The 12,245-nt window shown below is 68.9% G+C and carries 17 protein-coding genes and 1 pseudogene; 13 read left to right on the top strand and 5 right to left on the bottom strand.

Annotation, left to right across the window (positions count from 1 at the left end; all coding sequences use genetic code 11):
• The first annotated feature begins 10 nt into the window (after positions 1-10).
• The 12 genes from rplF to BT98_RS0109730 all read left to right on the top strand — a co-directional run bounded on the left by rplF (position 11) and on the right by BT98_RS0109730 (position 7,349).
• Positions 11-547, top strand: coding sequence for a 50S ribosomal protein L6 (gene rplF / locus BT98_RS0109785; protein WP_019459487.1), 537 nt, complete (start codon positions 11-13; stop codon positions 545-547).
• Positions 547-900 carry a 50S ribosomal protein L18 gene (gene rplR, locus BT98_RS0109780; protein ID WP_019459486.1) on the top strand — a complete coding sequence of 118 codons (354 nt, stop codon included), beginning with the start codon at positions 547-549 and terminating at the stop codon, positions 898-900. The genes rplF and rplR overlap by 1 nt, the downstream gene beginning before the upstream one ends.
• A 14-nt stretch (positions 901-914) precedes the next feature.
• On the top strand, positions 915-1,556 hold the full coding sequence (rpsE, locus tag BT98_RS0109775) for a 30S ribosomal protein S5 (RefSeq protein WP_019459485.1): 642 nt from the start codon (positions 915-917) through the stop codon (positions 1,554-1,556).
• Entirely contained in the window at positions 1,549-1,740 is a 192-nt protein-coding gene (gene rpmD / locus BT98_RS0109770) for a 50S ribosomal protein L30 (RefSeq protein WP_019459484.1), read from the top strand. The genes rpsE and rpmD overlap by 8 nt, the downstream gene beginning before the upstream one ends.
• A 5-nt stretch (positions 1,741-1,745) precedes the next feature.
• Positions 1,746-2,240, top strand: a complete 495-nt coding sequence (gene rplO, locus BT98_RS0109765; RefSeq protein ID WP_026032925.1) for a 50S ribosomal protein L15 — start codon at positions 1,746-1,748, stop codon at positions 2,238-2,240.
• Positions 2,241-2,334: 94 nt separating this feature from the next.
• A complete protein-coding gene (gene secY / locus BT98_RS0109760) occupies positions 2,335-3,741 on the top strand; it encodes a preprotein translocase subunit SecY (RefSeq protein ID WP_019459482.1) in 1,407 nt (468 codons plus the stop codon).
• On the top strand, positions 3,738-4,388 hold the full coding sequence (locus BT98_RS0109755) for an adenylate kinase (protein WP_019459481.1): 651 nt from the start codon (positions 3,738-3,740) through the stop codon (positions 4,386-4,388). The genes secY and BT98_RS0109755 overlap by 4 nt, the downstream gene beginning before the upstream one ends.
• Before the next feature lie 184 nt (positions 4,389-4,572).
• Positions 4,573-4,950 carry a 30S ribosomal protein S13 gene (gene rpsM, locus BT98_RS0109750; RefSeq protein ID WP_019459480.1) on the top strand — a complete coding sequence of 126 codons (378 nt, stop codon included), beginning with the start codon at positions 4,573-4,575 and terminating at the stop codon, positions 4,948-4,950.
• A 1-nt stretch (position 4,951) separates the two neighbouring features.
• A complete protein-coding gene (gene rpsK, locus BT98_RS0109745; protein WP_019459479.1) occupies positions 4,952-5,350 on the top strand; it encodes a 30S ribosomal protein S11 in 399 nt (132 codons plus the stop codon).
• 28 nt (positions 5,351-5,378) lie between these two features.
• Positions 5,379-6,395: a DNA-directed RNA polymerase subunit alpha gene (locus BT98_RS0109740; RefSeq protein WP_019459478.1), complete on the top strand. Its 1,017-nt coding sequence runs from the start codon at positions 5,379-5,381 to the stop codon at positions 6,393-6,395.
• Between the two features lie 22 nt (positions 6,396-6,417).
• Positions 6,418-6,849: a 50S ribosomal protein L17 gene (gene rplQ / locus BT98_RS0109735; protein ID WP_026032924.1), complete on the top strand. Its 432-nt coding sequence runs from the start codon at positions 6,418-6,420 to the stop codon at positions 6,847-6,849.
• 65 nt (positions 6,850-6,914) lie between these two features.
• Positions 6,915-7,349 (top strand): hypothetical protein, encoded by a 435-nt coding sequence (locus BT98_RS0109730; RefSeq protein WP_019459476.1) that lies wholly within the window; start codon positions 6,915-6,917, stop codon positions 7,347-7,349.
• A gap of 132 nt (positions 7,350-7,481) precedes the next feature.
• Here BT98_RS0109730 and BT98_RS0109725 read toward each other — a convergent pair.
• The 3 genes and pseudogenes from BT98_RS0109725 to trxB all read right to left on the bottom strand — a co-directional run.
• A pseudogene (locus tag BT98_RS0109725) lies at positions 7,482-7,703 on the bottom strand (hypothetical protein); the annotation flags it as partial.
• 94 nt (positions 7,704-7,797) lie between these two features.
• Positions 7,798-8,691: a LysR family transcriptional regulator gene (locus BT98_RS0109720; protein WP_019459474.1), complete on the bottom strand. Its 894-nt coding sequence runs from the start codon at positions 8,689-8,691 to the stop codon at positions 7,798-7,800.
• An 18-nt stretch (positions 8,692-8,709) separates the two neighbouring features.
• Complete coding sequence (gene trxB / locus BT98_RS0109715) at positions 8,710-9,690, bottom strand: thioredoxin-disulfide reductase (protein WP_026032923.1); 981 nt, start codon at positions 9,688-9,690, stop codon at positions 8,710-8,712.
• A 145-nt stretch (positions 9,691-9,835) separates the two neighbouring features.
• On the opposite strand from trxB, the gene BT98_RS0109710 reads away from it, so the two are divergent.
• On the top strand, positions 9,836-10,315 hold the full coding sequence (locus tag BT98_RS0109710; protein ID WP_019459472.1) for an Lrp/AsnC family transcriptional regulator: 480 nt from the start codon (positions 9,836-9,838) through the stop codon (positions 10,313-10,315).
• 189 nt (positions 10,316-10,504) lie between these two features.
• On the opposite strand, the gene BT98_RS0109705 is transcribed toward BT98_RS0109710, so the two are convergent.
• Positions 10,505-11,737, bottom strand: coding sequence for a threonine ammonia-lyase (locus BT98_RS0109705; RefSeq protein WP_019459471.1), 1,233 nt, complete (start codon positions 11,735-11,737; stop codon positions 10,505-10,507).
• An 11-nt stretch (positions 11,738-11,748) separates the two neighbouring features.
• Positions 11,749-12,222 (bottom strand): transcription elongation factor GreA, encoded by a 474-nt coding sequence (gene greA / locus BT98_RS0109700; protein WP_075821369.1) that lies wholly within the window; start codon positions 12,220-12,222, stop codon positions 11,749-11,751.
• Positions 12,223-12,245 lie beyond the last annotated feature (23 nt).

Raw genomic sequence — 12,245 nt, 5'->3', positions numbered from 1 at the left:
GGCCGGCCCCATGTCACGCGTCGGCAAGTATCCCGTCACCGTCCCGAGCGGCGTCACCGTCGCCCTTCAGGACGGCGTCGTGGTGGCCAAGGGCAAGCTCGGCGAGCTGCGCCTGCCGGTCGTCACGGAAGCGGTGGATGTGAAGATCGAGGACGGCTCCGTCACCGTCTCGCCGAAGGGCGAGGACCGGCGGTCGCGCACGCTGTGGGGCACCACGCGTTCGCTGATCAACGGGATGGTGACGGGCGTTTCCACCGGCTTCTCCAAGTCCATGGAGATCACCGGCACGGGTTACCGTGCGGCGGTCCAGGGCAAGGAGCTGGTGCTGAACCTCGGCTACAGCCACGAGATCCGCTACGCGATCCCCGAGGGGATCAAGATCACGACCGAGCGCCCCACGGCGATCAAGGTCGAGGGTGCGGACAAGCAGCGGGTCGGCCAGGTGGCCGCCGAGATCCGCGCCTATCGTGGTCCCGAGCCCTACAAGGGCAAGGGCGTCCGCTACGACAACGAGGTCATCCTCCGGAAGGAGGGTAAGAAGAAGTAATGCGCAAGCTCGCACTCCAGACGCGGCGCCGCTCGCGGCTCCGCTTCCAGCTGCGGCAGAAGGCCGGCGGGCGTCCTCGCCTGTCGATCTACCGCTCCGGCCGGCACATCTATGCGCAGGTGATCGACGACAAGGTGGGCCGCACCCTGGCGGCTGCCTCGACGCTCGAGAAGGACCTGCGTGCCCGTACGGGGGCGGATGTCGACGCGGCGACCGCCATCGGCAAGCTGGTGGCCGAGCGTGCCATCGCGGCCGGTGTCTCGGCGGTGGTCTTCGACCGCGGCCCCTATCTCTACCATGGCAGGGTCAAGGCCCTGGCGGACGGCGCCCGCGAGGGCGGGCTGTCGTTCTGAGGAGCGTCTGACGCATGGCATATGCACCGAGGTCCGGTGGCGGTGGCGAGGGTGGTGACGGCGAGCGCCGTGGCCGCGGCCGCCGTCGCGACAACGACCGCAATCAGCAGCAGGCCCACAGCGAGGGTGATGAGCTCCGCGACAAGCTGGTGACCATCAATCGCGTCGCGAAGGTGGTGAAGGGTGGCCGTCGCTTCTCCTTCGCCGCGCTCGTGGTGGTGGGCGACCAGAAGGGGCGCGTGGGCTGGGGCGCCGGCAAGGCGCGCGAGGTTCCGGAGGCGATCCGCAAGGCGACCGAGCGCGCCAAGCGGACGATGATCCGCGTGCCGATGCGTGAGGGCCGCACCCTGCACCACGACATGATCGGCGAGTTCGGCGCGGGCCGCGTGATCCTGCGCGCGGCGCCGGCGGGCACCGGCATCATTGCCGGCGGCCCGATGCGCGCCGTGTTCGAGACGCTGGGCATGGGCGACGTGGTCGCCAAGTGCACCGGCACGACGAACCCGCACAACATGGTCAAGGCGACCTTCGCGGCGCTGGGGAAGGTGACCTCCCCGCGTGCCGTGGCGGCGCGGCGCGGCAAGAAGGTCTCCGACCTGATCGGCCCGCGCAAGGACGAGGCCGCTCCGGCGGCTCAGGAGGCTGGCGGTGTCTGAGACTGCCAAGAAGACCGTGAAGGTGACCCAGACCGGGTCGCCGATCGGCCGCAAGCCCGGGCAGCGCGAGACGCTGATCGGGCTGGGGCTGAACAAGATGCACCGGACCCGCGAGCTTGAGGACACCCCCGCCGTGCGCGGGATGATCCGCAAGGTCGCCCACCTCATCAAGGTGGAGGACTGATCATGGTGAAGCTCAACGAGCTGCGCGACAACGAGGGCGCCCGCCCGAAGTTCAAGCGCATCGGCCGCGGCATCGGTTCCGGCAAGGGCAAGACGGGTGGCCGCGGCGTGAAGGGCCAGAAGGCCCGCACCGGCGTGTCGCTGAACGGGTTCGAGGGCGGTCAGCTCCCGATCTACCGGCGCCTGCCGAAGCGGGGCTTCGTGAATCTCTTCCGCGTCGAGTACGCGCCGCTGAACATCGGCCTGCTCGACAAGGCGATCGAGGAAGGCCGCCTGCCGGCCGACCAGGCGCTGGACGAGACGATGCTGAAGGCGGCCGGCGTGGTGCGGGTCAGCGGCAAGCGTGCCGGTGTCCGCCTGCTCGCCAAGGGTGAGATCAAGCGTGCGGTGAACATCACCGTCACCGGTGCCTCGCAGGCCGCCATCGCGGCGGTCGAGGCGGCGGGCGGCAAGGTGACGGTCACCGCGCCGAAGGCTTCGGAAGAAGCTCCGGTCGCTTGATTTGCGCCTCCCTGGGGGGCTACCTGACAGCTGATGTCTTCGCTGCGGCGCGCGGGGGACCTCCCCGGGCGCCGCAGTTGTATGGAGGGTACGCATGGCGTCCGCCGCCGAGCAGCTCGCGGCCAATCTCAACCTCGGGGTGCTGTCGCGCGCCACCGAGCTGAAGAAGCGGCTCTGGTTCACACTAGGGGCACTGATCGTCTATCGCCTCGGCACCTATATCCCCGTCCCTGGCGTGGATGCCTCGGTGATGGCGGATATCCTGCGCCAGCATGGCGGCGGCGTCCTGGGCATGTTCGACATGTTCACGGGCGGCGCGCTGGGGCGCATGACGGTCTTCGCGCTGAACATCATGCCCTATATCTCCGCCTCCATCATCGTGCAGCTGATGACGGCGGCGATCCCGTCCTGGGAGGCCCTCAAGAAGGAGGGCGAGAGCGGACGGAAGAAGCTCAACCAGTACACGCGCTATCTGACGGTGCTGATCGCGATCTTCCAGGCCTATGGCATCGCCGTCGGGCTGGAGGGGATGCAGGGCGCCATGGGAGCCTCGCCGGTCTATGCCGGGGGCACCTTCTTCCGGCTTTCCGCAGTGATCACCCTGGTGGGCGGCACGATGTTCCTGATGTGGCTGGGTGAGCAGATCACCGCCCGGGGCATCGGCAACGGCATCAGCCTGATCATCTTCGCAGGCATCGTGGCGAACCTGCCGCATGCCTTCGTCTCGACCCTGGAGCTGGGCCGGACAGGGGCGCTCTCGACGCCCTTCATCATCTTCTTCCTGCTGGTCGCCCTGGCCGTGATCGCCTTCGTGGTGTTCATGGAGCGGGCGCAGCGCCGCATCCCGGTGCAGTATCCCAAGCGCCAGGTCGGCAACCGGATGTTCGGCGGCGACTCGACCCATCTGCCTCTGAAGCTGAACACGGCCGGCGTGATCCCGCCGATCTTCGCCTCCTCCCTGCTGCTGCTGCCGGCGACCTTCGCAGGCTTCGCGGGGGCCGGGCAGGGAGAGGACACCTGGCTGAGCCGGGCGGCGCAGTGGCTGGCGCATGGCCAGCCGCTCTACATGGGCCTGTATGTCGCGCTGATCATCTTCTTCGCCTTCTTCTACACCGCTGTGGTCTTCAACCCGCAGGAGACGGCAGAGAACCTGAAGAAGAACGGCGGCTTCGTGCCCGGCATCCGGCCGGGGCAGGCGACGGCGGACTATTTCGACCGGGTGCTGACGCGGCTGACCCTGGTGGGCGCGATCTACCTCTGCATCGTCTGCCTGATCCCGGAATTCCTGATCAGCCAGTACGGCGTGCCTTTCTACTTCGGCGGCACCTCCCTGCTGATCATCGTGTCCGTCACGATGGACACGGTGGCGCAGGTGCAGTCTCATCTCTTCGCGCACCAGTACCAGGGCCTGATCCGCAAGGCCCGGCTGGGGGCGCCGGGGGCTGGGGGAAGCCGGTCCCTGCCGAACGGTAACCGTCCGAGTGTTGGGAGACGTCGTTGAACCTGATCCTGCTGGGGCCTCCCGGGGCCGGAAAGGGAACCCAGGCCAAGCGCCTGGAGGAGAAGTTCGGGGTCGCGCAGATCTCGACGGGCGACATGCTCCGGGCGGAGGTCAAGTCTGGCTCCCAGATCGGGCGTGAGGCCAAGGCGATCATGGAGAGCGGCGGGCTGGTGCCCGACGCGATCATCACCGCCATGCTTGCCCTGCGGGTCGCCCGGCCGGACTGCAACAAGGGCTTCATCCTGGACGGCTTCCCGCGCACGGTGCCCCAGGCGGAGGCGCTGGACGTGATGCTGAAGGAGAAGGGCTTGGCGCTCGATCACGTGATCGAGTTGAAGGTCGACCCGACGGCGCTGGTCGAGCGCATCGCCGGCCGCTTCACCTGCGCCGCCTGCGGCACCGGCTACCATGACACCTTCAAGCCGACGATCCAGGCCGGGGTCTGCGACGTCTGCGGCGGCACGGAGTTCGTCCGCCGGGCCGACGACAAGGCGGAGACCGTGGCGGCGCGCCTGGAGGCCTACCGGATGCAGACGGAGCCGCTGCTGCCCTACTACCAGGCGCAGGGGAAGCTGAAGTCGGTGGACGGCATGGCCGATATCGACGACGTGACCCGCGAACTGGAAGCCCTGTTGAGTCGGGCTTGACCTGAGGGGCGGAGAGGTTTATCCCGCCCCTTCCTCGCGGCGGGCTCCCTCCCGCTGCGTTTTCCCATGCCATTTGCCGGTGCTTCGGCGGTTTCGCCGCCGGAGTCGGGCAATGATCACCTCGCCGGCCCAGGCTGCCCGCCGTTGCCGGCCCTATCGGAGCAGTTGCTCCAGGAGAGCGAACGTGGCGCGTATCGCCGGCGTGAACATCCCCGACAACAAGCGGGTGCAGATTTCCCTGCGCTATATCTATGGCATCGGCCCGAAGAACGCGGCCGAGATCTGCGAGAAGCTCGGCATCCCTGAGGAGCGGCGGGTCAACCAGCTCTCCGACGAGGAGATCCTGAAGATCCGCGAGATGCTGGATCGCGACTACCGCGTGGAGGGTGACCTCCGCCGCGAAGTGGCGATGAACATCAAGCGGCTGATGGACATGGCCTGCTACCGTGGCCTGCGTCACCGCCGTGGCCTGCCGGTGCGCGGCCAGCGCACCCACACCAACGCCCGCACCCGCAAGGGCAAGGCCGTGGCGATCGCCGGCAAGAAGAAGGTGACGAAGTAAGATGGCGCGTCAGCCGCAGGCGGGCTCCCGTCCCCGCAAGAAGGAGCGCAAGAACATCGCCACGGGCGTGGCGCATGTGCTCGCGACCTTCAACAACACCATCGTGACGATCACCGACAGCCAGGGCAACGCCATTGCCTGGTCGTCCTCCGGGTCGCAGGGCTTCAAGGGCAGCCGGAAGTCCACCCCGTACGCCGCGCAGGTCGCGGCCGAGGATGCCGGCCGCAAGGCCCGCGAGCACGGCATGGAGACCCTGGAGATCATGGTCTCCGGTCCCGGTTCGGGCCGCGAGAGCGCGCTGCGCGCTCTGCAGGCCGTCGGCTTCTATGTCACCGCCATCAAGGACGTGACCCCGATCCCGCACAACGGTTGCCGTCCGCGCAAGCGTCGTCGCGTCTGATCGGGGAAACGTCGCAGGAGATACCCAAGTGCTGGATCGCAATTGGCGTTCCCTGATCAAGCCCGAGCGCCTGGACGTCGATCCGGGCGCTGACCCCGCGCGCGTGGCCACCGTGGTCGCCGAGCCGCTGGAGCGCGGTTTCGGTCAGACTCTGGGCAACGCGCTGCGGCGGGTTCTGCTGTCCTCGCTCCAGGGCGCGGCCGTCACGGCCGTGAAGATCGAGGGCGCGCTGCACGAGTTCAGCAGCCTGCAGGGTGTGCAGGAGGATGTCACCGACATCATCCTGAACATCAAGCAGCTGGCCATCCGCATGCCCTCCGAGGGCACGAAGCGCCTGACGCTGGAGGCCACCGGCCCCGGCGAGGTGACGGCGGGCCAGATCCAGGTGACCGGCGACATCGAGGTCGCCAACCCGGAGCTGGTGATCTGCACGCTCGACGATGGGGCGCGCTTCTCCATGGAACTCACCGTCTCGACGGGCAAGGGCTATGTCCCCGCCTCCGAGAACCGGACCGAGGACCAGGAGATCGGCCTGATCCCGGTGGACGCGATCTATTCGCCTGTCCGCCGCGTCGCCTTCCAGGTGCAGCCGACCCGCGTCGGCCAGCGCACCGACTACGACAAGCTCGTGCTCACGGTGGAGACCGACGGCACGGTCGCGCCGGATGACGCGGTGGCGCTCGCCGCCCGCATCCTGCAGGACCAGCTGCAGCTCTTCATCAACTTCGACGAGCCGCGCGAGGCCAAGGTGCAGGAGGTGCAGGACGACCTGCCCTTCAACCGCAACCTGCTTCGCAAGGTCGATGAGCTGGAGCTGTCGGTCCGCAGCGCGAACTGCCTGAAGAACGACAACATCGTCTATATCGGCGACCTCGTGCAGAAGTCCGAGCAGGAGATGCTGCGCACCCCGAATTTCGGGCGCAAGTCCCTGAACGAGATCAAGGAGGTTCTCGCCTCCATGGGTCTCAGCCTCGGAATGAACGTGCCGGGCTGGCCGCCTGAGAACATCGAGGACCTGGCTCGCCGGGTCGAAGAGCCCTTCTGAACCCGGGGCCTAGGAGACTGAAATGCGTCACGGGATGTCCGGGCGGAAGCTGAACGTCACTTCCTCTCACCGGATCGCGATGTTCCGGAACATGGCGACCTCGCTGCTCAAGCACGAGCAGATCACGACCACCCTGCCCAAGGCCAAGGAGCTGCGGCCCTATGTCGAGCGGATCATCACGCTCGGCAAGCGCGGCGACCTCTCGGCCCGCCGGCAGGCGCTGGCCCAGATCCGCGACGAGAAGGTGGTGGACAAGCTGTTCACGACCATCGCGGAGCGCTACGCCACCCGCCAGGGCGGTTATTGCCGCGTGCTGAAGGCCGGCGTGCGCTACGGCGATGCCGCCGACATGGCGGTGATCGAGTTGGTGGATCGCGACGTCTCGGCCAAGGGCCTGGACAGCGGCCCGCAGCCGGAGATCGTCGAGGCCGAGGGCGAGCAGCCCCAGGCCTGATTTATCGACCGATGCGGCTGATCGGATCGTTTCGGCACGGGGCGGGTGGGAAACCACTCGCCCCGTTGCTGTTCGTGCTGGGCCTGCTCTGCCTGCCCGCCGCGGGGCTTGCCGATGACGGCGTGGTGGACGACGCCTCGGAACTGGAGGGACAGACCATCCAGCAGCTCGGCGCCTTGCAGGACATGGCGCCGATGCTGCGCAACGTCGCGCGCGGCCGGCAGCAGGTGATTTTCGAGCATTTGCGCGCCCCTGGGAGCCACGTCCATGCCGAGGACGGCTTCGCCTGGGCCTGGGGCTGCCATGGCGGGGACTGCGCGCGGAACGGGCTGTTCCTGGGGCATGAGCCGAAGAACGGGCTGCTCTGGATGCTGTTGATCCGGGATGGCGAGCTCGACCGCCAGGTGCCGCCCCGCGGCTCGCCCTGGCCCGCACCGCTGGTGAAGGGCGTGGCCAGCGTCAGCGCCGAACTGGCGGCCCGGATGGCGCGCGGGGGCTGAAAAGGGCGTGGGGGTTCAGCCCCCCGCTGGTTCCTGGCGCCAAAAGGCGTGGAGGGCGGGGATGTCCCTGTTGCAGAGCAGGGGCAGGGCCGCGCTGATCCGCTCGAGCGGCCAGTCTCACCAGGCCATTTCCAATAGCATGGCGGCGCCGCTGCCGATCGAGCAGAAGCTCCCGATGATCAGGCGATCCACATCCGTGCGGTCGGGAAGAAGGTAGCGGGCACAGTCGTCGAAACCGTGCCGGTGATAGTAGCCGGAATAGTAGCTGTAGCGGCCAACCAGGATATTGGGGTTGGTCACCTGCTCCGACAGCAGGCGGCCGGCGAAGGGGCTCTCGAAGGCATTCCCGGTCATGGGTCTTTCCTCTTTTCTGCCTCCCCCGCCATCTCTCCCGGCCTGTCCCACCGGGCCGGATGGCCCGGTGGGACAGGCCGGTCCGATGGGCCGGTCAACCCTGGTTCTTGGCCAGCTCCGACACCAGGAAGTCGCGGAAGACGGCGACGCGCTTGGAATGCCGCATCTCCTCCGGATAGACGAAGTAGGACTCGAAGCGCGGGGTCTTCATCTCGCTCAGGATCGGCGTGAGATCCGCAATGTCATCGCCGAGATAGTCGGGCAGGGCGGTGATGCCCAGGCCGCTGCGCACGGCGCGCAGCATGGCGGGGAGGCTGTTCACCTCCATCACGGCGCGGCGCGGGCTGCCGGCGCGGCGTCCCGCCTCGGCGATCCAGTTGATGTCCTCGATCGGCTGGCGGTGGTCGCCATAGGTGATCAGCCGGTGGTTATCGAGATCCTCCGGCCGCTGCGGGGCGCCGTACTGCTTCACGTATTCGGGCGAGGCCACGATCTTCCAGCCGAAGGTGGCGACATGGCGCTGGATCAGGTCCGGCTGCCGGGGGGCGTGCATGCGGATGGCGACATCCGCCTCGCGCATCGCCAGGTCCAGCTCCGTGTCGTCCAGCAGCAGGGTGACGGTGACGTCGGGGTGCTTCTCGATGAAGCGCTGCAGGCGCGGGGCGAGCCAGAGCGAGCCGAAGCCGGTGGTGGTCGTGACCTTGAGGCGTCCGGCGGCGCGCTCACGGCTCTCGGTGAGCAGGGCCTCGGTCATCGCCAGCTTGGCGAAGACCTCGCGCACCGTCTTGTTCAGCGTCTCGCCCTGCTCCGTCAGGATCAGGCCGCGGGCGTGGCGGTGGAACAGGGGCACCGCCAGGGCCTCTTCCAGGGCCTGGATCTGGCGGGAGACGGCGGACTGGCTCAGGTTCAGCGACTCGCCGGCATGGGTGAAGGACCCCGCCTCGGCGACCGCGTGGAAAACCCTCAGCTTGTCCCAGTCGAGTGGCATGATCGGTGTTTCCTCGCCTCAGAGATAGGCCGCTGGGGCCGGGGCAGATTCGGGAAGACCGGCGAGCCACTTCTCGGCATCGAGCGCGGCCATGCAGCCGGTGCCGGCCGCGGTGATCGCCTGGCGGTAGATGTGGTCCTGCACGTCCCCGGCCGCGAAGACCCCTTCCGCCGAGGTCTGGGTGCGGCCCGGCTCGGTGCGGATATAGCCCGCCTCGTCCATGTCGAGCTGGCCCCGGAACAGGGCGGTGGCGGGCGCGTGGCCGATGGCGACGAAGACGCCATGGATCGGCAGCTCGGAGGCCTCGCCGGTCTTCAGGTTGCGAAGGGCGAGTGCCCGGGCGACCGGCGTGCGGCCGCTCTCGTCGGCCAGGATGGCCTCGGCCACCGTGTCGCGCACCACCACGATGTTCGGGCGGGCGAAGAGGCGGTCGAGCAGGATGCGCTCGGCTCGGAAGGTGTCGCGCCGGTGGATCAACGTGACGCGGGCGGCGAGGCCGGAAAGGTAGAGGGCTTCCTCGATGGCCGTGTTGCCGCCGCCGATGACCGCGACCTCGCGCCCCCGGAAGAAGAAGCCGTCGCAGGTGGCGCAGGCGGAGACGCCGAAGCCCGAGAGCTCCTTCTCCCCCGGGATGCCGAGCCAGCGGGCTTGGGCCCCGGTGGCGATCACCAGGCTGTCGGCGAAGTAGACGTCGCCGGAATCGCCCTCGCAGCGGAAGGGGCGGCGGGACAGGTCCACGGCGGTGATGGTGTCCATCTGCAGGCGGGCGCCGACATGTTCGGCCTGCTTCGCCATCTGCTCCATGAGCCAGGGACCCTGGATGGCCTCGGCGAAGCCTGGATAGTTCTCGACCTCGGTGGTGATGGTGAGCTGTCCGCCCGGCTGCAGGCCCGCCACGACGATCGGTTGCAATCCGGCGCGGGCCGCGTAGATGGCCGCCGTGTATCCGGCCGGTCCGGCACCCAGAACGAGGAGGCGGGTTCGGTGAGTCTCGGGCACTTCTGATTCCTGCGAGTCGCGGGTTACGCGCAGCATATCGGTCAGCCCTGCGTCCACCGCAACCCGGCATTCCGGAAAGGATGGTCTGGACGTGCGGAGCGTGCAAGGATATTTCGCCGCATCGCCATGACGGGCAATGAACAGTATGCCGAATGACGTGCCCGAGCTGGACGCGACCGACTTGGCCATCCTCGACGAGATCCAGCAGGACGGGCGGATCACGAATGTGGAACTCGCCCGCCGCGTCGGCCTCTCGGCCCCTCCCTGCCTTCGCCGGGTGCGCCGGCTGGAGGAACTCGGCGTGGTCCGGGGCTACCATGCCGATCTGGAGCCCGGCTCGCTTGGCTGGGAAGTCGGCTTCTACGCGCTGGTCGGGCTGGAGACGCAGAAGCTCTCGGTGCTGGAGGCCTTCGAGCGGATGGTCACCGCCTGGCCGGAGGTGAGGGAGTGCCACATGATCCGCGGGGGCGGTGACTTCCTGCTGCGGCTGGTGGCGCGCGACACGGCGCACGAGAACGCCCTGACCTCCCGCCTCACCGGGGCCGACCATGTGATGCGGGTGCAGACCCTCCAGGTGATCCGCACCGCCAAGGAAGAGGTGGGCGTGCCGGTGGAGCGGCGCTGAGGCTGTTCCGGCGACGCTGTCCCGTGGGAGGCGTCGCTTCCCCCCTGGTCCCCTCTGCTCAGGAAGGCGTGGGCCTCCCCGAAACCTCGCCGATCTCCGGTGGCGGCAGGCGCCAGCCCACCGGGTCCTGTGGAGGGGGTATTGGGGGAAAGGCGGAGCCTTCCCGCCCGGGCCATGGGAACGCCGCCCTCAGCCCACCCGGACGGTATAGTCCGCCGCTTCCAGGGCGGCGACGATGGCCGCGCCCTGGTTGGCGTCGCGCACCTCGATCATAAGCTCCAGCTCGGCGGTCTGGACCGAGGGGGCGGCGAAGAGGCGCTGGTGGCTGACTTCGATGACATTGCCGCCGGCGGCCGCGACGCGAGTGGAGATATCGGCCAGGACGCCCGGCCGGTCGGGGATGTCGAGGTGCAGGCGCAGGATGCGGCCGTCACGCAGCATCTCCCGCAGCAGGACATTGGCCAGGATGCGCGGGTCGATATTGCCGCCGCAGACGGTGGTGGCGACGGTATGGCCCGCGAAGCGCTCGGGAAAGGCCAGGATGGCGGCAAGGCCGGCGGCGCCGGCGCCTTCGGCCACGACCTTGGCGCCCTCGGCCAGCAGGGCGATGGCCCGCTCCACCGCGCGTTCGGGGACGACCAGGACCTCGATGCCCAGCCGGGCCAGCATCGCGGCGGGCAGCTCGCCCACGTCGCGCACGGCGATGCCCTCGGCGATGGTGGGGCCGCCGACCTTCACCGGCTCGCCCGCCAGGCGCTGGGCCATGGCGGGGTAGCCCTCGACCTCGACGCCGTAGAGGGCGATGTCGGGGCGCAGCTCCTTCACCACCGCGGCGGAGCCGGCGACAAGGCCGCCGCCGCCCACGGGGATCACCATGGATTGCAGGCCGGAGGGGGCGTCTTCCAGGATCTCCAGCGCCATGGTGCCCTGGCCGGCGACGATCTCGGGGTCGTCGTAGGGGTGGACGAAGACCAGCCCCTCGCTCAGCGCCAGGGCATGGGCGTGGGAGGCGGCCTCGGCCAGGGTTTCCCCGTGCAGCACCACCCGGGCGCCCCAGCTTTCCGTCCGCACCACCTTGGTGGAGGGGGTGAAGCGGGGCATCACGATGGTGGCGCGGATGCCCAGCAGATGGGCGTGGCGCGCGACGGCCTGGGCGTGGTTGCCGGCGCTCATCGCGATCACCCCGGCCTCACCTTCCCGCGCCGAGAGCTGGGCGAGGCGGTTGGCCGCGCCGCGCTCCTTGAAGGCGCCGGTGGGGTGGAGGTTGTCAAGCTTCAGCAGCACCCGGGCGCCGGCGGCGCGGGAAACGGCATGCGGCTCGACCAGGGGGGTACGCAGCACCGTGCCGGCGATGCGCGCGGCGGCCGCGCGCACGTCGGACAGCGCCACGTGCCGTGTGGGCAGGGCGGTCCCTTCCGGCATGGCGCGGCGCCCTACCGGAACCGGACGGCGGTGATCTCGACGGAGCGGGCGCCGCCCGGGGCCGGCACCTCGACGCTGTCGCCGACGCTCTTGCCGAGCAGGGCCCGGGCAAGGGGGGAGGAGATGGAGATCGAGCCCTTCTTCATGTCCGCCTCGTACTGGCCGACGATGCGGTAGGTCTTCTCGTCCTCGGATTCCTCGTCGACGATGGTGACATAGGCGCCGAAGCGCACCTGCTCGCCGGTCATCTTGGAGACGTCGATCACCTCGGAGGAGGGGACGACGGATTCCAGCTCCGCGATACGGCCCTCGATGAAGGACTGCTTCTCGCGCGCGGCGTGGTATTCGGCATTCTCGGAGAGATCGCCATGGGCACGCGCCTCCGCGATCGCACGGATCACAGCCGGGCGCTCCTCGGACTTCAGGACCTTCAACTCTTCCTCAAGCCGAGACAGTCCCTCGGCCGTGATGGGGAACTTCTGCACGGCGTTTAGCCTTCCCTAGAACG

The organism is Roseomonas mucosa ATCC BAA-692, from assembly GCF_000622225.1.
Lineage (GTDB): Bacteria > Pseudomonadota > Alphaproteobacteria > Acetobacterales > Acetobacteraceae > Roseomonas > Roseomonas mucosa.
Note: the sequence above shows the minus strand (reverse complement) of the source record. Positions and strands in the feature narration are given on the sequence as shown.